Consider the following 16028-nt stretch of genomic DNA (forward strand, 5'->3'; position numbering starts at 1 on the left):
TCGGCGTCAGAGTCCGACGATCTCGGCGTAGCGCCGCATGTCCCGCTCGTAGTGCTCGTCGCCGATGCGGGGGGATACCACAACCTCGTCGATGCCTAGGCGGAAGGCCTCGTCGATGTACACGCGGTCGTCCTCCCAGTCCTTCTCCGTGGCACCCTTGCTGCGGCGGCCCACCTTGAGGGAGAGCTCGGAGATGTCGCGCCCGGCCGTTTCCATCGCTTCGCCGAGTCGCTCGACGAAGATCCGGATGTCCTCGTGGGTCCGGCTGTACCCCGCCCACCCGTCGCCGTACTTGACGATGCGCCGCAGCGTGGAGTCCGAGTTGCCACCGACGATGATCGGCAGCCGCTCCTGCGCCGGCTTCGGGAAGCAGTAGAGCGGCTCGAACTCGACGAACTCGCCGCGGTACTCGCTGATCTCCCCCGGCGACCACAGCTCGCGCATCGCCGCGAGGTAGTCGTTCATCCTGGCACCACGACGCTCGAAGGGGACGTCGAGCGCCGCGTACTCCTCCTCGGACCACCCGACACCCACGCCGAACTCGAATCGCCCGCCGCTGAGCTGGTCCACGCTCGCGACCTGCCGCGCCGTGACGATCGGGTTGCGCTGGGGAACCACGAAGACGTACGTCCCGATGCGGAGCCTGCTGGTGCTCGCCGCGATCGACGCGGCCAGCACCAGCGGGTCGTGCACGCCCAGCGTGCGGTGCACTTCCGTGGCGCCGCCCTGCTCATAGGGGTACTGCGACCGGTACGTCGGGAAGAAGACGACGTGCTCCGGCAGCCAGACCGAGTTGTACCCCAGCTCCTCGATGAGCCGAGCAGCGTCGTTCGACCAACTTCCCGAACGCGGGCCGATTCCGGGGAACAACTCGCTGATGCCCAGCTTCCTCATGCCGGCGCTCCTTCCGTTCCGGGCTTCGCCTCGGGGGTGTACTGCTCCTTCAGGACGTGCTTCATGACCTTCATGCTCGCGTTGCGCGGGAGTGCGTCGGCGAAGAAGATGTGGACCGGCTTCTTGTAGCCCGCCAGCTGTGCGCGCGCGAACTGCCGGACGTCCTCCTCGGTCACCGCCGAGCCGGGCACCCGGACGATCGCGGCGGAGACGGCCTCGCCCCACTTCTCGTCGGCGAGCCCGAAGACGGCCGCGTCGGCGATGTCGTCCCGCATCATCAGCAGCACCCGCTCGACCTCAGCGGGGTAGACGTTTGCGCCGCCGCTGATGATCAGGTCCTGGGCCCGGCCGGTCAGGTAGAAGTAGCCGGCCTCGTCGCGGTACCCGAGGTCGCCGGTGAAGTACTCGCCGTCGCGGAGGGCGGCCGCGGTCTTCTCCGGCTGGTTGTGATAGCCGGAGAACATCGTGTCGGCCTCGATGACCAACTCGCCGACCTCACCGTCCGCGACGGTGCGTCCTTCCGGGTCGGCCACCCGGACCGACGCCGTCGGCAGCGGCCGCCCGACGGAAGCGAAGATCTCGCGTGCCGTCGAGTGCCCCGTCCAGTCGCTGCGGTTGGTGATCGTGATGGGACCGACCACCTCGGTCATGCCCCAGGTCTCGACCAGCCGGTCCTCGATCACGTCAACCAGGCGACGGGCGAGCTCGGGGGGCAGCGGGCCGCCGGAATGCAGCACCGTCTGCAGGGTCGACAGCGCCTCCGGGTGGGCGTCGAGCGCGGCGAGGAGACCCGGGATCAGGGGGGTGAGCCCCAGCGTGAAGGTCGCCTTGTGCTCGACCATGTGGCGGCCCCACTCCTGCGGGTCGACGCCGGGGATGAAGGCGACGGTGCCGCCGGTGTAGAAGTGCGGGAAGATCACGCCCCACAGACCGGAGACGAACGACCACCCGCCCGGGAAGGCGGCGTGCCCCTGCAGGGGGAGCCGGTAGGCGGCCGGAACGAGCTTGATGCAGTTGACCACCGCACGGTGGCTGACCAGGACTCCCTTGGGAAAGCCGGTCGTGCCGCTGGTGTAGCCCACCAACGCGATGTCGTCGAGCGTGCGGTCGATCGGCAGCGGGGCGGTGCTGGCCGCGGCGAGCGCGTCCGCGAACGCGGTCGCCCCGGCCGGCGGCTGGTCGTCGATGGCGAGCCAGGCGGCCATCCCCTCGGTCCTGCTCAGCTCTGCCGCGACCGAGCTCACCCCGTCGGTGTGCACGAGGGCCGCCGCCCCGGAGTCCTCGAGGATGTAGTCGACCTCGGTGGCCGTCAGCCGGTCGTTGACGTGGACCGCGGTGTAGCCCCCCAGGGCGAGACCGACGTAGACCTCCATGGACTCGACGCGGTTTCCCAGCATCGCGGCGACCGAGGCGCCGGGTTGGAGGCCACGGTCCCGAAGGGCGTGGGCGAGCCGCCAGCCGTTCTCGATCACCTCGGCGAAGGTGCGCTGCTCCCCCATCGAGGTGACCGCGACGTTGTCGGCGAACCGCCTGCCCGCCCTGCGGAAGACCTCGCCAAGCGTGTCTTCGGTCATGCGTACTCCTTCAGGTCGTAAAGACGAACGGCGTTGCTTCCCAGGAAGAGTTCGAGCTCCTCGGTGCTGAGGACGGCCTGGTCCCCGGCGTACGGCGCGGCCAGGTCACGCACCATGCCGATCCACTGCTCGAGGCGCGCTCCGTCCGGGTCCTCGCGCGGGCCACGGATGATGTCCGAGCCGAAGATGAGCCGGTGGGCACCCAGCTGCGAGCGCATCCGGCGTACCCGGCGACGGAACTCCACATAGTCCTCCGCCGCGCAGCGCTGCCACAGCGACAGCTCGAGGTAGGCGTGCTGCCAGCCCGTCGCGCAGTCCAGCGCCTCGGCCCACCACGCCTCCAGCCCGGCGTGGGCGAAGACCAGGCGCAGCCGGGGGTAGCCGGCGAGCAGCGCCGCGATCCGCGAGGGGCGGCAGCGCGCGACCTGCAACGGGTCACCGCCGAGCGGGCTGGAGTGCATCACCACCGGGACCCGGCGCTCCTGCAGCTCGGTGAACAGCCACGCGTGCGCGGGGTCCAGGAGGTCCCATCCCGCCGCCGGGTAGAGCTTGAAGCCTTTGCAGTGCTCGTGCGCAAGCGCCGCCGAGAACAGCTCCCGGGCATCCGGGTGACGGGGGTCCAGGCCGGCGCAGAAGTACAGCCGGCCCTCATGAGCCTGGGACAGCTGCTCGTAACGCGCGTTGAGCGCCGCGATCGGCAGGTGCGTCCCGGCGGGCGCACCGACGATCGTCCAGTCGACAACCGGCACCAGTCCGGCCGCCACCCCGGCCCGTTCGAAGGCGGCCATCGTGAGCGTGGCGTCCGGGTCGCTCTGCCCGACGGCGACGCGACCGAGGATGTCCTCGGGGTCGCGCTCGGGAAGAGAACGTCCCGCGCCCTGGCGGGCCCAGGCCCGGCGCAGCCCCTCCGGCAGCCAGGACGCGTCCCAGACGTGCATGTGCGCGTCGATGACGGGGGCCACCACGTCAGTCACGTCCCAGCACGTGCACGGTGGAGGCGGCGGTCAGCCAGTCGACGACGCCGCCGCCGATCTGGACGACCGCGCGCCGGGCCGCCCCGGGCAGCTGCAGCGGCCCCGCCTCCCCGCGCAGTTGCCCCACCACGTCGTGGACCTGCGCCAGGCCGCTGGCACCGAGCGCATGCCCTCGTCCCACCAGCCCGCCGGAGCGGTTGACCGGCATCCGTCCCCCGGCCTCGGTCACGCCTTCGTCGATCCAGCGCTGCTCCTCACCGTGCGCGCACAGTCCCACGTCGGTCCAGGCCATCAGCTCGTAGGCGACCGAGGCGTCGTGCACCTCGGCGAAGTCCATGTCCTCAGGCCCGAGGCCGGCCTGTTCGAAGGCCGCCCGCGACGACGACGCGACGGCGTTGGGCGCATCGGGCCGGTCCTTGGGCGGCCGGGTGCGCAGCTGGGAGGCGAGGATCCGGACCGACCGGTCCGAGGCCACCACCTCCGGCCGGCTCGTCACCACGACCGCGGCGGCACCGTCGCTCACCGGCGAGCTCATCAGCACCGTGAGCGGCGCGACCACGGTCCGGGCCGCGAGGACCTCCTGCGGGGTCGCACCGAACCGGCGGTGGGCATATGGGTTGAGCCGGGCGCTCTCCAGGGAGCGGGACGCGACCCGGGCGAGGCCCTCCAGGGTCACGCCGCGCTCCTCGAAGAGCGCCGCGGCGAGCGCGGCCTGCCGGTCGACGAAGGGGCTGCGGTCGGTCCCGGCACCCTCGCCGGTCCTGAACGCCTCCTCCACGTCGGCGCCGGCGGCATACGCGCTGAACATGCGCTGGCGGTCCTCGTGGTTGGCCTTCTCCACGCCCAGCGCGAGCACCGTGTCGTACATCCCCGAGGCGACCGCCATCCACGCCAGGTGGAGGGCGTTGCCGCCCGATGCGCAGGCGTTCTCGACGTTGTGGATCGGAATGCCCGCGAGACCGAGCGGATAGCCGACCACCTCACCCCGGATGCACTCCTGCCCGGTGATAAGACCGGCCAGCGCGTTGGAGAAGAACATCGCCTGGACCTCGTCGACGCCGATCCCCGCGTCGGCGAGCGCGGCGTCGACCGCGACGCGGGCCAGGTCCTTCATCGAGCGGTCGAGGAACTTGCCGAAGGGGCTCATCCCGACGCCGCTGACCACCACGGATCCGTTCATCATTCCTCCTCCACCTAGGCCGGCGGCGTGGGCGGGACCGGCCAGGCCGCGCTCACCCCGCCGTCGACCAACAAGCTCTGGCCGGTCACGTAACCGGCGTCCTCGCTGGCGAGGAACGCGACCGCTCCCGCCACCTCCTCGGGCCGCCCTTCCCGCCGCATCGGCACGACGCTCCCTCGCGCCGTCCCGGCATCGCCGAACTCCCGCCGGACCAGGGCGGAGTCGATATTCCCGAGCACCACCGCGTTCGCGCGGATGCCGCGGTCTGCGTACCGGACCGCCACGTGTCGCATCACCCCGAGCTGGGCGGCTTTCGTGGCCTCGTACGACAGCGACCGGCGACTGCTGAGCACACCGGCCGTGGAGCCGACGAAGACGAACACGCCCCGCCGCCGGTCCAGCATGCCGCCGAGCGCCGCCTGGGCGGTGAGCCAGTGCGAACGGACGTTCACGTCGGTGGCGAGGTCCCAGTCCTCCAGGCTCTGCACCTTGACCGGCTCGCGTCCCGATATGCCGACGTTGCACACGACGACGTCAAGGCGGCCGTCGCCGAACTCGACCGCTCGCGCCACGGCTGCCGCGCAGTCGGCCGGGTCCGCGGCATCGACCCGGACCGCCAAGCCCGGGGTCGCCAGGTGCTGCACGGTCAGGCGCGCCCGGTCGAGGTCCTTGTCCCCGACCACGACGCGCGCCCCCTCGGCCGCGAGCCGGAGCGCGATCGCCCGGCCGTTGCCCATGGGCAGTTCCTCACCGGGACGCGCCGGGCCGTCGCTCCCGCCACCCAGCACGTAGGCTACCTGACCTTCATAGCGGCGCATCTCAGTAGCTCCGGGGTAGGCCCAGCACCTGCTGGGCGATGAAGTTCAGCGACATCTCCTGGCTCACCGGCGCCAGACGCATGATCCGCGCCTCTCGCCAGTAGCGCTCCACGTGGTACTCCTGCGCATACCCCAGGCCCCCGTGGGTCTGGATCGCCCGGTCCGCCGCCTGGTAGCCGGCGTCGGCGGCGAGGTACTTCGCGATGTTGGCCTCTGCCCCGCAGGGGAGTCCGGCGTCGTACTTGGCCGCGGCGACCAGCGTCATCTCCCACGCCGCCTCCAGCCGCGCATAGGCGTCCGCCAGCGGGTGGCTCAGCGCCTGATTGCTGCCGATCGGCCGGTCGAAGACCCGCCGGACCTTGGCGTACTCGGTGGCGCGACGCACGGCGGCCTGGCCGATCCCGACGGCTTCCGCGGCGATGAGCACGCGCTCGGGGTTCAGGCCGGCAAGGATGTGCTTGAACCCCTTGCCTTCCTCGCCGACCAGTCGCCAGCCCTCGACCGGCAGGTCGTCGTAGAAGGTCTCGCAGCTGGCCACGGCGTTGCGCCCGGCCTTCGGGATGGGACGAATCTTCACGTGGTCCGGGTCGAGGTCGATGAGGAACAGGCTCAGGCCCTCGAAACGCCGCTGCGGATCCTCGGGTGCAGGGGAGGTCCGCGCCAGCATCAGCGCCACCGAGGACTCCAGCGCCTTACTGGTCCAGATCTTCTGGCCACTGATGCGCCAGTTCTCCCCGTCGCGCACCGCCCGGGTCTTGATCTGCGAGGTGTCGGTCCCGGCGTCGGGCTCGGTGACGGCGAAGGCGACGTGGAGTTCGCCGGCAGCGGCCTTCGGCAGGAAGGTCTCCTTGAGCCGCTCGTTGCCGTACTTGATCACCGGCTGAAGACCGAACACGTTCATGTGCAGCGCGGTGCAGCCGTTCATCGCGGCACCCGAGGCGGCCACCTCGCGCAGCAGGATCGCCGCCTCGGTCACACCCCGGCCACCGCCGCCGTACTGCTCGGGCACCGCGATGCCCACCCAGCCGTCCTTCGCCATGGCCGAGAAGAAGCTCCAGGGGAACCGATGCTCACGGTCGCAGGCCAGCCAGTAGTCGTCGTCGAACTCCGCCAGCCGCTCCCTGATCGCACGTGCGATCAGCTCGTGGTCAGGGTCTCGTAGCTCGGGCACAGCTCCTCCTCAACACACCCGCGGCCCACTCGCGGGACACGCTCGCTCGCTCTGTTGCATCCTGACTGTTAAGCAATCGCTTGCTTTTCCTGAGGCCTGCTGCCACGCCCTCGACGGCCTCAGCGACCCAACAGGTCGGTGAGGATCCCCAGCTCCTGCCTGAAGTCGGTGATCACCGTCGCCGTGGACCCGTCGTTGATCTGCGTCCAGGCGTCGCGCACCTGCTCCGCGGTGAGGTCGCGCGCAAACAGTCCCGGAGTCTGGGCCACCACGACGCGGGCGACGCGCCCGCCGCCGACGTTGTAGACCTCACCGGTCGACTCGCACTCCTGCGCGCTCAGCCACAGCACCAGCGGCGCGACCAGCGACGGGTCGAGGCTGTCGGCCAGGTCCCCGAGCAGGTTCTCGGTCATCCGGGTGCGGGCACCGGGCTCGATCGCGTTCACCCGGATGCCGCTGCGGGCACCTTCGATCGCGAGGGTCTTGGTGACGCCGATGATCCCGGCCTTCGCGCCGGCGTAGTTGGCCTGACCGAAATTGCCGAACAGGCCCGCGGCAGACGTGGTGTTGATGATCCGCCCGTACCCCTGCTCGGCCATCACCGGCCAGGCGGCCTTGGACATCCAGAAGGTCCCGCCTACGTGCACCCGCATGACGGCCTCGAACTCCTCCGCCGACATCTTGGCGAAGGACCGGTCGCGGAGGATTCCCGCGTTGTTGACCAGGATGTCGAGCCGGCCGTACGTCGAGGTGGCGAGCTCGACAATCCGAGCGGCGCCCTCGGCGACGCTGACGTCGGTGTCGTCGGCAACCGCCGCGCCACCGGCCTCCCGGATCTGATCGACGACCTGCTGGGCGGGCGAGGCCTCGGCGGCGTTTGCGCCACCGACATCGTTGACCACCACCTGGGCGCCGCGCGCGGCGAGCAGCAGCGCGTGTTCTCGCCCGAGGCCACGCCCGGCACCGGTCACGATCGCGACCCGCCCGTCGAGCCTGATCTCGCTCATGGAACTCCTGTCAGTCGGGGCCGGCGACACCGGCCGGTTCATGGAGCGTCAGCCGAACAGGGCTGACATGACCTCGGTACGGTCACGCACCTCGTCGGGGGCGCCCGAGGCGACGATCTGACCTCGCTGCATCACGTAAACGTGGTCACTCACCGCAAGCGCGAGCTCGGCGTTCTGCTCGACGAGCAGGATGGTCGCGCCCGATTCGTGCAGCCGCGCGATGGTCTCGAACATCACGTCGACGATCGACGGCGCGAGGCCCATGGACGGCTCGTCGAGGAGCAGGACGTCCGGCCCGGTCATCAGCGCCCGGCCGAACGCGAGCATCTGCTGCTCCCCGCCGCTCATCAGTGCGGCGAGTTGCCGGCGCCGCTCGGCCAGGCGCGGGAACAGCTCGAACACCTCGTCGCGCCGCTCGCGGAGCTTCGCCTTGTCGCTGCGCCCGCTGTACGCGGCGAGGTCGAGATTCTCCTCGACGGTGAGCGGCGGAGCGATCCGCCTCCCCTCGGCGACCAGCGCCACGCCGGCTCGGACCACCTTGTGGCAGCTCCACCCGGTGATGTCGCGGCCGCCGATGGTAACCCTGCCCCCGGACGGGCGGTGCAGACCGGCGATGCTGTGCAACGTCGTGGTCTTCCCTGCGCCGTTGGAGCCGATCAGCGCGACCAGCGATCCCTGATCGACGGCGAGGTCGACCTCACGCACCGCCTGGACCGCGCCGTGCGCGGCGGAGAGTCGCGATACGTGCAGCATCGGAGCGCTTTCCAAAGTAGGCCTCCTTCACCTCGTCCTGGTCCAGGCACCATCTGGGCACACCCTGCGAGAGCATCGCGCCGGAGTTCATCACCGAGACGGACTCGCAGAATTCCTCCACGAGCCGCATGTTGTGCTCGATGAGGATGAGCGTCAGCCCGCCGTCGCGCAGCTCCACCAGGAGCTCGCCGATCTCGTGCGACTCGGCGTCGTTCATGCCCGCGGTCGGCTCGTCGAGCAGCAGGACACGAGGATCGGCGGCCAGGGCCCGCGCGATCTCGACCCGCCGCTGGTCACCGTAGGACAGCGTCTCGGCCAAGGCGTCGTGGTCGCCGCGGACCCCCACCCGGTCGAGCAGGTCGCGTGCGCGCGCCCGGACCTCGCGCCGCTCCCGGCGCTCGCCGGGGCTGAGGAAGATGGCCCCCGCCAGGGTCGACGACCTGCGCAGGTAGGCACCCGCGACAACGGTCTCGAGGACCGTCATCCCAGCGAACAGCCGGATGTTCTGGTAGGTCCGGGCCACCCCGCGCCGGGCGATCTGGTACGGCGGGAGGCGGGTCACCTCGTCGCCGAACACGGAGATGGTGCCGTCGTCGGCGCTGATGAACCCGGTGACCATGTTCAGCACCGTGGTCTTGCCGGCACCGTTGGGGCCGAGGATGCCGTGGATCCGCCGGGACGGCACCTGGATCGTGATGTCGGAGACCGCCTTCAACCCGCCGAACGCCTTCGTCAGACCGACGATGTCGACAGCCGGCACCTCTGCGGCGGGCGGCGTCTCGCGAGCGACCGCGGGGGATGAGGAACTCGAGCTCATGACGCCACCTCCGGTCGGACCGTGTCGCCGGCACCGTTGGCACCGGCCGGCGCACCCGCCCTCGACCGCGCGCGCAACAACCGCAAGCGACGCAGGTCCACGAGGCCGCGAGGCATGTAGATGATGATCACGACGAGCATCACGCCGGTGACCACGCGGTCGTACTCGCCCAAGGCATCCCTGAGCAGTTCGGGCAGGATCGTGAACACGACGGCGCCGACGATCGGCCCGAGCCAGTGGAACGCTCCTCCGAGGACCACCGCGGCGAGCGTGACGAAGCCCAGGCCGGTGTAGAAGGTGTCGGGCCCGATGTACTGCAGGAAACTCGCCTGCATCACGCCCGCGGCCCCTCCGAAGGCGCCGGAGATGATGAAGCCGACCAATTGGATCCGGCGCGGCGCGACGCCCAGGGTCTGCGCGACCGCCGCGTCCTCACGGACCGCGTCCGCGGCGAGACCGAAGCGCGACTTGGCCAGGCGGGCCAGCACGAAGCCCGCGACGACCAGACAGCCGATCAGCCATGCCCAGGTGCCCAGCTCCCCCGGGATGAGGGTGCCGGTCGCCCCGCCGGTGAAGTCGGAGAGATTGACGATCAGGACCCGCCCGATGAGGACCATCGCGATGGTGGCCATCGCGAGGTAGTGGCTGTGGAGGCGGATGACCAACGCGGCGGTGGCGGCTCCCAGGGCCGCACCGACCACGACACCCAGCACCAGGCTGAGGAAGGGCGGCAGGCCGAGCGCTCCGGCGAGGTGGCCGAAGGTGAAGGCACTCACGGACCCGAAGAAGATCGGCGCGAGGCTGAGGACGCCGGTCCAGAGACTGGCGTAGATGCTGAGTGCGAACAGCGCGTTCACGCCCGCGAACTGGAGCGTGGTGATCCAGGCAGTAGTGCTCATGGAGGACCCTTTGCTAGATGCGGTCAGGCGCGGAGGAGTTGGCGCTCGCCGAAGATTCCCTGGGGCCGCACGACGAGCACGAGCAGCAGCACTCCGAAGGTGATCGCGTCCCGGAAGCCGGACGAGATGTACTGCGAGCCGAGGACCTCCAGGACGCCGATCGCGACACCGACCGCCGCGGCGCCGCGGATGTCGCCGTAACCGCCGACGACGACGGCCGCGAAGCCCTTGAGCAGCAACGCCTCTCCGACACCGAAGGAGACGTTGTTGTCGGACAGGGCGGCCAGCACGCCGGCCAGGCCCGCGACCGCGGCCGCCATGAACGCAACGGCGATCAGCGTGCGACGAGCGTTGACGCCCACGATCGTGGCGGAACGGGGGTCCACCGAGACCGCCCGCACCGCCGCGCCGAAGCGCGAGCGGTTGAGCAGGAGGTGCACGACGGTGACCGTGAGGATCAGGGCCGCGATGCTCAGCAGGTGCGCGGGCAGCACGACCAGCCCCGCGACGCGGATCGGCGTGGCCGGCACCGCGCTGACCGGGTAGCTCTTCGTGGTCGAGCCCGCGAAGCCCTCGGCCACCGTCAGGAGCACGATCCAGATGCCGATGCTGGCGATGATCGGGGCGAACATGCCGGCGTTGCGCGTGCGCAGCGGCGCGAAGGCCAACGTGTCGGCGAGGACCCCGAGCACGCCCGCGAAGAGGATCCCCGCCGCGGCGGCCACCCAGAAGTTGACGCCCTTCTCGGCGACCAGCCAGAACGACGACAACGCCCCCCAGGTGGCAAAGGTCCCGTGGGCCACGTTGAGGATGCCCATCCGCGCCAGGATCAGGGCGAATCCGATCGCGAACAGCGCGTACACGGAACCGAGCGCGATCCCGTTGACGAGCTGCTGTGCCAGGAGTTGCACGGCGGGCACTCTCCTCTGAACGAAGGGGTGTTCGCGGCGCTCGAATCAAGCGTTCGCTTTACAACATCGTAAGCCGCGTCACAGCTGCTCTGTCAACTCTCAATCAAGCACTTGCTTCACTTCTTCGCGTGCACTAGCGTCTCGGTAACCTCCCGCGCACGGTCCGACGACCCTGCGCGTCCCGCCGAGCCCCTGGGGTGTCATGAAGCTCCCGACGACAGTGGCGCCGGAGGAGGCCATCCGGGCGATCCCGTCCGGGAGTACGATCGTCGCCGCTCCCGGCTGCGGCACGCCCGAGACCCTGCTCTCGGCCCTCGGCCGGCTCGCCGACCTCCTCGACTCCCCCCGGCTGTACTCAGGCCTCCAGCTCGGGTCCTACCCCTTCCTCGACGCGTCGGCGGCGGGCCACCTGCCCTACCGAACCTGGCACCCGTACGGTCCCGCCCGAGCCGCGCTGCGCCCCGGATACGTGGACTACGTGCCGGCCAGGGCGTCGGCGGTGCCCGACCTCCTGGACGCCTGGAACAGCTCGGTCGCCCTGATCCGCGTCTCGCCGCCGGACCGCAACGGCTGGTGCAGCCTCGGCCCTTCGTCAAGCTACGTCCACCACGCCGTCGAGCGGGCCACCCTGGTCCTCGCCGAGGTCAGCCACGACGTCCCGCGCACGCACGGCGATACCGCGGTGCATGTCAGCCGCATCGACCGGCTGGTGGAGGCCGAGCACCCGATGTGCGTGTTTCCGGCCGCGGCCCGCGACGAGGTCAGCGACCGTATCGCCGCGCGCGTGCTCGAACTGCTCCCCCAGGAGCCGACCCTGCAGCTGGGGATCGGGGCGGTTCCCGAGGCGCTCACCGCATTCCTGCTCGACTGCGGCATCCGCGGGGTGCGGTTCGTAGGGATGGCCAACGACGCGATGGTGCCGTTGTTCTCGGCCGGCGTCGTGCCGTGGAGCACGGACCCGCGGCCCGCGGTGCTCGCCGCCGAGCTCATGGGCACCGCCTCGCTCATGAGCTTCGCCGACCTCAACCCGGCGATCGTGCTGCGTGACAGCCGGGTCTCCCACGCCCCACGCGCGCTGGCCCACATCCCGCGCCTCGTCGCGGTCAACTCGGCGATCGAGGTCGACCTCGCCGGTCAGGTGAGTGCCGAGATGGTCGGGGACCGCCAGGTGTCCGGCATCGGTGGGAGCGCAGACTTCGTGGAAGCGGGCTTCGGGTCCGACGGCGGCCTGTCCGTCATCGCGCTGCCCTCCACCACTCCCGACGGCCGGCGCAGCCGGATCGTGAACCGGCTGGGCTCCGGCCTGGTCTCCCTGCCACGCCACACGCCGGACGCCGTCGTCACCGAGCACGGCGTCGCCTGGCTCCGCGGAGGCACGGTCGCGGAGCGGGCGGCGGCGCTCGCCGCGGTGGCCCACCCAGACCATCGGTCGCGGCTCGTCGCCGCGACCACCGACACCCCCGAGGAGACCCCGTGACCATCCACACCCGCCGCGGCCGTTACTACGAGGAAATGATCCCCGGGGACATCTACCGGCACGAGCCCGGCCGGACGATCACCGAGGCCGACAACGTGCTCTTCTGCAGCATCACCCTCAACACCCAGACGCTGCACCTCGACGCGGTGAAGTCCGCCGAGACGGAGTTCGGGCAGCGCCTGGTCAACAGCCTCCTCACCCTGAGCATCGTCTGCAGCGTCGGCGTGCCGGACCTGACCCAGAAGACCACCATCGCCAACCTGGGGTTCCAGGAGATCTCCTTCCCCGCACCGGTCTTCATCGGCGACACGCTGTACTGCGAGACCGAGATCGGGCCCAAGCGCCCCTCGGCGAGCCGCCCCGGCCAGGGCATCGTGACCCTCGAGCACCGCGGCCTGAACCAGGACGGCGTCCTGGTGTGCAAGGCCGTCCGCAGCGCGCTGGTTCGCTTCGTGCCCGATGCGGAGAAACCCGATGCGGAGCAGCCCGATGCGGAGCAGCCCGATGCGGAGCAGCCCGATGCGGAGCAGCCGGCATGAGCGCGGCGCCGACCTACGAGCAGCTCGCCGAACGGGTGCGCCAGCTCGAGGACGTTCGCGCGATCGAGGCCCTCGCGGCCCGCTACCACCGCCTCTGCGACGGCGGATGGGACGGTCCGAGCCACGAGGACCTCGACGGCCTGGTCGCACTCTGGGACCTTGACGGCGTCTACAGCATCAACCCGCGGCGCCCACCGTGCCGGGGGCACGCGGAGATCCGCGAGCAGTTCAGGCGCCTCCGGACCTCCATGCCGTGGATCTTCCACACCTTCACCAACAGCGATGTCGCCGTGCACGACGACGAAGCATCCGGGGAGTTCAAGGGCATCGCGTACTACCGCCGCGAGGGCGGTGCGCACATCGTCGTCGGCACCTACTCCGGCCGATTCCGGCGTACCCCGGAGGGCTGGCGGTTCGTGTCCTGGATCGCCGACCTCGCACACGGCTCCGTGCTGGACGCCGAGGACGGGGCGTCACGATGAGCCTGCCCGCGAGCCCTTGGGGAGCCTGGGCGACCGGGCTGCGGGTCCGCCCGAGCGGCGAGGCATGCAGCGCCGCCCGGGCGCTGGAGGAGATGGGCGTCTCCGCGGTGTGGATGACCGGGGGCACCGGCGACCCCTTCCGCCGGATCGCCGCGCTCCTGGAAGCGACCAGCACCGTCACCGTGGCAACCGGGATCCTCAGCATCTGGGAGCTGACCCCGGCGGAACTGGCCGCCCGGCTGGCCGCATTGCCGGCGCAGGGCCGGTCCCGGTTCCTGCTGGGTCTCGGGGTCAGCCACCAGCAGCTGGTCGATCACCGGACCCCGGGACGGTACGAACGGCCGTTGACCCGGATGCGGGAATTCCTCGACGAGCTCGACCGGACCCAGGCCCCGGGATCCCGCCGCCAGGAACGGGTGCTCGCCGCGCTCGGGCCGAAGATGCTCGATCTGGCGGCGACGCGTGCGACAGGGGCCCATCCGTACCTCACCACGCCGGCACACACGCGCGCCGCGCGCAGCCGCCACGGCGACGCTTTCCTCGCGCCCACGCAGATGGCGCTCCTGCTCCCCGACCCGGGCCGGGCCCGGCAGGCGGCGCGCCGCTACCTGGCGCCATACCTCGCCCAACCGAACTATCGCAACAGCTGGCTACGCCAGGGCTTCACGCCCGCCGACCTGGACAACGGCGGCTCGGACCGCCTCGTCGACGCCCTGGTCGCCTGGGGAGATCCCGCCCAGGTCGTGCGACGTGCCGGCGCGCATCTCGAGGCCGGCGCCGATCACGTCTGCGTCCAGCTGCTCGATCCGGAGGGAAGCTGGTCGGACCACGCGATTCCGCTCGATGCGTGGCGTGAGCTGGCGGGCGCGCTCACGACCTGACGCCACGGCGTCGCCGTTCGAGGAGCGCGCCGCCGTTTCGGCAGATCCCGAATACCCGGCGCGCTCCTCGGACGGCGATCAGAGGGTCGACTCGCTTCCCAGGACGAGGGTCCCCGACGTCATGAACATGCCACCGACCCCGGTGACCACGCTGACGTCGACGCCGTCGACCTGCGCCGCTGCCGTGCCACGCACCTGCCGGACCGACTCCTGGATGGCGAACATCCCGTACATTCCGGTGTGCGTGTACGCCAGCCCGCCACCGTTGGTGTTCAGCGGCAGCCGGCCACCAGGAGCGGTGTTGCCCTCCGCGACGAACGCGGGGGCCTCGCCGCGACCCACGAATCCCAGGTCCTCGAGGCCGTAGAGCGGGACGTGCGCGAAGGCGTCGTAGATCATCAGATGGTCGACGTCGGCGTGGCCGATCCCGGCCTGACGCATGGCCGCACGGCCACCGCGCTCGATGGCGCGCGACGAGGTCAGGCTCTGCAGCCCCGAAACCACCGAGGACTCACTCGACTCCCCGGCGCCCAGGACGTAGACCGCCGGCGCCTGGGGGCTCAGGTCCTTCGCCCGCTCTGCCGAGGCCAGCACCAGCGCCCCGCCGCCGTCCGTGACCAGGCAGCAGTGCAGCAGATGGACCGGGTCGGCGATCACCGGCGAGGCCAGCACATCCTCGACGGTGATGAGATCACGCAGCTTCGCCCTCGGGTTGCGCGCCGCCCACCTGCGCTGCACGACCGGGACCATCGCGAACTGTTCCTCGGTCATGCCGTACTTGTCCATGTAGCGGCGGACCCCGATGGGGAACAGCGACGGTGCGCCCACGGGCCCGTAGGGGACCTCGAGCTGACCCATCATCGACTGCGCGGCCGGCGCCCAGGGCTGCATCCCGATGCGGGAGCGACCGGACTCTCCGTGGGTCACGAGCACGACCTCGCACAGGCCGGCGGAGATCGCCGCCATCGCGTGGCGCACATGGAGCATGTATGAGCAACCGCCGACGTTCGTGGCGTCGAGATAGTCCGGGACGATGCCGAGATAGTCTGCGACGTCGTTGGGCAGCTCACCGGCCGACGCCACCCCGTCCACGTCCGAGGGCTTGAGCCCCGCGTCGGCCAACGCGTTGAGGGCGGCGTCCACGTGCAGCTGCAGCGCCGACTTGTCCGGGATCTTGCCGAGGTCGGTGCTCTCGGCGGCCCCGACGATCGCGATCGCGCCACGCAGGCTCATCACTGCACCTCCGCCGGCACGAACTGGACGACCTTACGCTCGCCGCGCTGCTCGAAGGTCACCGCGACGGGAAGGTCGACACCCACGCGGGCGGGGTCGTCGACGACCACGTTCGCCATCATCCGCGGGCCCTCCTCGAGCCGAACCAGGGCCAGCACGTACGGCGCTTCCCCAGCGAAGGCGGCGGGCCCCCGATGGTTGACGACGAACGAGTCGACGATGCCCCGCCCGCTCGCGGGGGTGAGCTCAACCGAGCGTGATCCGCACGCGGGACAGCACATCCGCGGGTAGAGGAAGGTGTCCCCGCAGTCGAGGCAGCGCGGCACTGTCAACCGACCCTGGTCGATGAGGTCGAACCACGCCTGGGTGTCCGGTGTCGGGTTGGCGATGGGTTTCACACGGTTCCTCTCGATGGGTG

Annotated in this window: 17 protein-coding genes; 4 read left to right on the top strand and 13 right to left on the bottom strand. The window is 70.8% G+C overall.

Annotated features, from left to right (window positions below; all coding sequences use genetic code 11):
* Positions 1 to 6: 6 nt before the first annotated feature.
* The 11 genes from ABD352_RS07265 to ABD352_RS07315 all read right to left on the bottom strand — a co-directional run bounded on the left by ABD352_RS07265 (position 7) and on the right by ABD352_RS07315 (position 10998).
* The gene (locus ABD352_RS07265) at positions 7 to 894 is read right to left on the bottom strand and encodes an LLM class F420-dependent oxidoreductase (protein ID WP_344611440.1); all 888 of its coding nucleotides are present in this window, start codon (positions 892 to 894) and stop codon (positions 7 to 9) included.
* Positions 891 to 2468 (bottom strand): class I adenylate-forming enzyme family protein, encoded by a 1578-nt coding sequence (locus ABD352_RS07270; RefSeq protein WP_344611441.1) that lies wholly within the window; start codon positions 2466 to 2468, stop codon positions 891 to 893. The genes ABD352_RS07265 and ABD352_RS07270 overlap by 4 nt, the downstream gene beginning before the upstream one ends.
* Positions 2465 to 3442: an amidohydrolase family protein gene (locus ABD352_RS07275; protein ID WP_344611442.1), complete on the bottom strand. Its 978-nt coding sequence runs from the start codon at positions 3440 to 3442 to the stop codon at positions 2465 to 2467. Before ABD352_RS07275 ends, ABD352_RS07270 begins: the two co-directional genes overlap by 4 nt.
* The gene (locus ABD352_RS07280) at positions 3435 to 4622 is read right to left on the bottom strand and encodes a thiolase family protein (RefSeq protein ID WP_344611443.1); all 1188 of its coding nucleotides are present in this window, start codon (positions 4620 to 4622) and stop codon (positions 3435 to 3437) included. The genes ABD352_RS07275 and ABD352_RS07280 overlap by 8 nt, the downstream gene beginning before the upstream one ends.
* Positions 4623 to 4636: 14 nt before the next feature.
* Positions 4637 to 5359 (bottom strand): SDR family NAD(P)-dependent oxidoreductase, encoded by a 723-nt coding sequence (locus ABD352_RS07285; RefSeq protein WP_344611444.1) that lies wholly within the window; start codon positions 5357 to 5359, stop codon positions 4637 to 4639.
* Positions 5360 to 5441: 82 nt separating this feature from the next.
* The gene (locus tag ABD352_RS07290) at positions 5442 to 6611 is read right to left on the bottom strand and encodes an acyl-CoA dehydrogenase family protein (protein WP_344611445.1); all 1170 of its coding nucleotides are present in this window, start codon (positions 6609 to 6611) and stop codon (positions 5442 to 5444) included.
* A 119-nt stretch (positions 6612 to 6730) separates the two neighbouring features.
* Complete coding sequence (locus tag ABD352_RS07295) at positions 6731 to 7618, bottom strand: SDR family NAD(P)-dependent oxidoreductase (protein WP_344611446.1); 888 nt, start codon at positions 7616 to 7618, stop codon at positions 6731 to 6733.
* Positions 7619 to 7666: 48 nt separating this feature from the next.
* Entirely contained in the window at positions 7667 to 8371 is a 705-nt protein-coding gene (locus tag ABD352_RS07300; RefSeq protein WP_344611447.1) for an ABC transporter ATP-binding protein, read from the bottom strand.
* Positions 8316 to 9188: an ABC transporter ATP-binding protein gene (locus tag ABD352_RS07305; protein WP_344611448.1), complete on the bottom strand. Its 873-nt coding sequence runs from the start codon at positions 9186 to 9188 to the stop codon at positions 8316 to 8318. The genes ABD352_RS07300 and ABD352_RS07305 overlap by 56 nt, the downstream gene beginning before the upstream one ends.
* Positions 9185 to 10087 carry a branched-chain amino acid ABC transporter permease gene (locus ABD352_RS07310; RefSeq protein ID WP_344611449.1) on the bottom strand — a complete coding sequence of 301 codons (903 nt, stop codon included), beginning with the start codon at positions 10085 to 10087 and terminating at the stop codon, positions 9185 to 9187. Before ABD352_RS07310 ends, ABD352_RS07305 begins: the two co-directional genes overlap by 4 nt.
* Before the next feature lie 23 nt (positions 10088 to 10110).
* Positions 10111 to 10998: a branched-chain amino acid ABC transporter permease gene (locus ABD352_RS07315; protein ID WP_344611450.1), complete on the bottom strand. Its 888-nt coding sequence runs from the start codon at positions 10996 to 10998 to the stop codon at positions 10111 to 10113.
* 202 nt (positions 10999 to 11200) lie between these two features.
* Between ABD352_RS07315 and ABD352_RS07320 the strand changes: the two genes are divergently transcribed.
* From ABD352_RS07320 to ABD352_RS07335, 4 genes are read left to right on the top strand one after another with little or no spacing between them, the layout of a single operon-like run.
* Positions 11201 to 12475, top strand: coding sequence for an acetyl-CoA hydrolase/transferase family protein (locus ABD352_RS07320; protein WP_344611451.1), 1275 nt, complete (start codon positions 11201 to 11203; stop codon positions 12473 to 12475).
* Entirely contained in the window at positions 12472 to 13014 is a 543-nt protein-coding gene (locus tag ABD352_RS07325; protein WP_344611452.1) for a MaoC family dehydratase, read from the top strand. Before ABD352_RS07320 ends, ABD352_RS07325 begins: the two co-directional genes overlap by 4 nt.
* The gene (locus ABD352_RS07330; protein ID WP_344611453.1) at positions 13011 to 13496 is read left to right on the top strand and encodes a nuclear transport factor 2 family protein; all 486 of its coding nucleotides are present in this window, start codon (positions 13011 to 13013) and stop codon (positions 13494 to 13496) included. Before ABD352_RS07325 ends, ABD352_RS07330 begins: the two co-directional genes overlap by 4 nt.
* Positions 13493 to 14377 (top strand): TIGR03620 family F420-dependent LLM class oxidoreductase, encoded by an 885-nt coding sequence (locus ABD352_RS07335; RefSeq protein ID WP_344611454.1) that lies wholly within the window; start codon positions 13493 to 13495, stop codon positions 14375 to 14377. The genes ABD352_RS07330 and ABD352_RS07335 overlap by 4 nt, the downstream gene beginning before the upstream one ends.
* A gap of 78 nt (positions 14378 to 14455) precedes the next feature.
* Here the strand turns inward: ABD352_RS07335 and ABD352_RS07340 are convergent, their stop codons facing one another.
* Entirely contained in the window at positions 14456 to 15610 is a 1155-nt protein-coding gene (locus ABD352_RS07340; protein WP_344611455.1) for a thiolase C-terminal domain-containing protein, read from the bottom strand.
* Positions 15610 to 16008, bottom strand: a complete 399-nt coding sequence (locus tag ABD352_RS07345) for a Zn-ribbon domain-containing OB-fold protein (RefSeq protein ID WP_344611456.1) — start codon at positions 16006 to 16008, stop codon at positions 15610 to 15612. The genes ABD352_RS07340 and ABD352_RS07345 overlap by 1 nt, the downstream gene beginning before the upstream one ends.
* Positions 16009 to 16028 lie beyond the last annotated feature (20 nt).

The sequence above is a fragment of the Dactylosporangium salmoneum genome, assembly GCF_039532525.1.
Taxonomy (GTDB): Bacteria; Actinomycetota; Actinomycetes; order Mycobacteriales; family Micromonosporaceae; genus Dactylosporangium; species Dactylosporangium salmoneum.

Bases quoted from the DNA above. Each gene is read 5' to 3' on its own strand.
- ABD352_RS07320 (WP_344611451.1), top strand. From the start codon at position 11,201: ATGAAGCTCCCGACGACAGTGGCGCCGGAGGAGGCCATCCGGGCGATC.
- ABD352_RS07285 (WP_344611444.1), bottom strand. From the start codon at position 5,359: ATGGGCAACGGCCGGGCGATCGCGCTCCGGCTCGCGGCCGAGGGGGCG.
- ABD352_RS07305 (WP_344611448.1), bottom strand. From the start codon at position 9,188: ATGAGCTCGAGTTCCTCATCCCCCGCGGTCGCTCGCGAGACGCCGCCC.
- ABD352_RS07335 (WP_344611454.1), top strand. From the start codon at position 13,493: ATGAGCCTGCCCGCGAGCCCTTGGGGAGCCTGGGCGACCGGGCTGCGG.
- ABD352_RS07265 (WP_344611440.1), bottom strand. From the start codon at position 894: ATGAGGAAGCTGGGCATCAGCGAGTTGTTCCCCGGAATCGGCCCGCGT.
- ABD352_RS07340 (WP_344611455.1), bottom strand. From the start codon at position 15,610: ATGAGCCTGCGTGGCGCGATCGCGATCGTCGGGGCCGCCGAGAGCACC.
- ABD352_RS07295 (WP_344611446.1), bottom strand. From the start codon at position 7,618: ATGAGCGAGATCAGGCTCGACGGGCGGGTCGCGATCGTGACCGGTGCC.
- ABD352_RS07310 (WP_344611449.1), bottom strand. From the start codon at position 10,087: ATGAGCACTACTGCCTGGATCACCACGCTCCAGTTCGCGGGCGTGAAC.
- ABD352_RS07270 (WP_344611441.1), bottom strand. From the start codon at position 2,468: ATGACCGAAGACACGCTTGGCGAGGTCTTCCGCAGGGCGGGCAGGCGG.
- ABD352_RS07280 (WP_344611443.1), bottom strand. From the start codon at position 4,622: ATGAACGGATCCGTGGTGGTCAGCGGCGTCGGGATGAGCCCCTTCGGC.
- ABD352_RS07330 (WP_344611453.1), top strand. From the start codon at position 13,011: ATGAGCGCGGCGCCGACCTACGAGCAGCTCGCCGAACGGGTGCGCCAG.
- ABD352_RS07300 (WP_344611447.1), bottom strand. From the start codon at position 8,371: ATGCTGCACGTATCGCGACTCTCCGCCGCGCACGGCGCGGTCCAGGCG.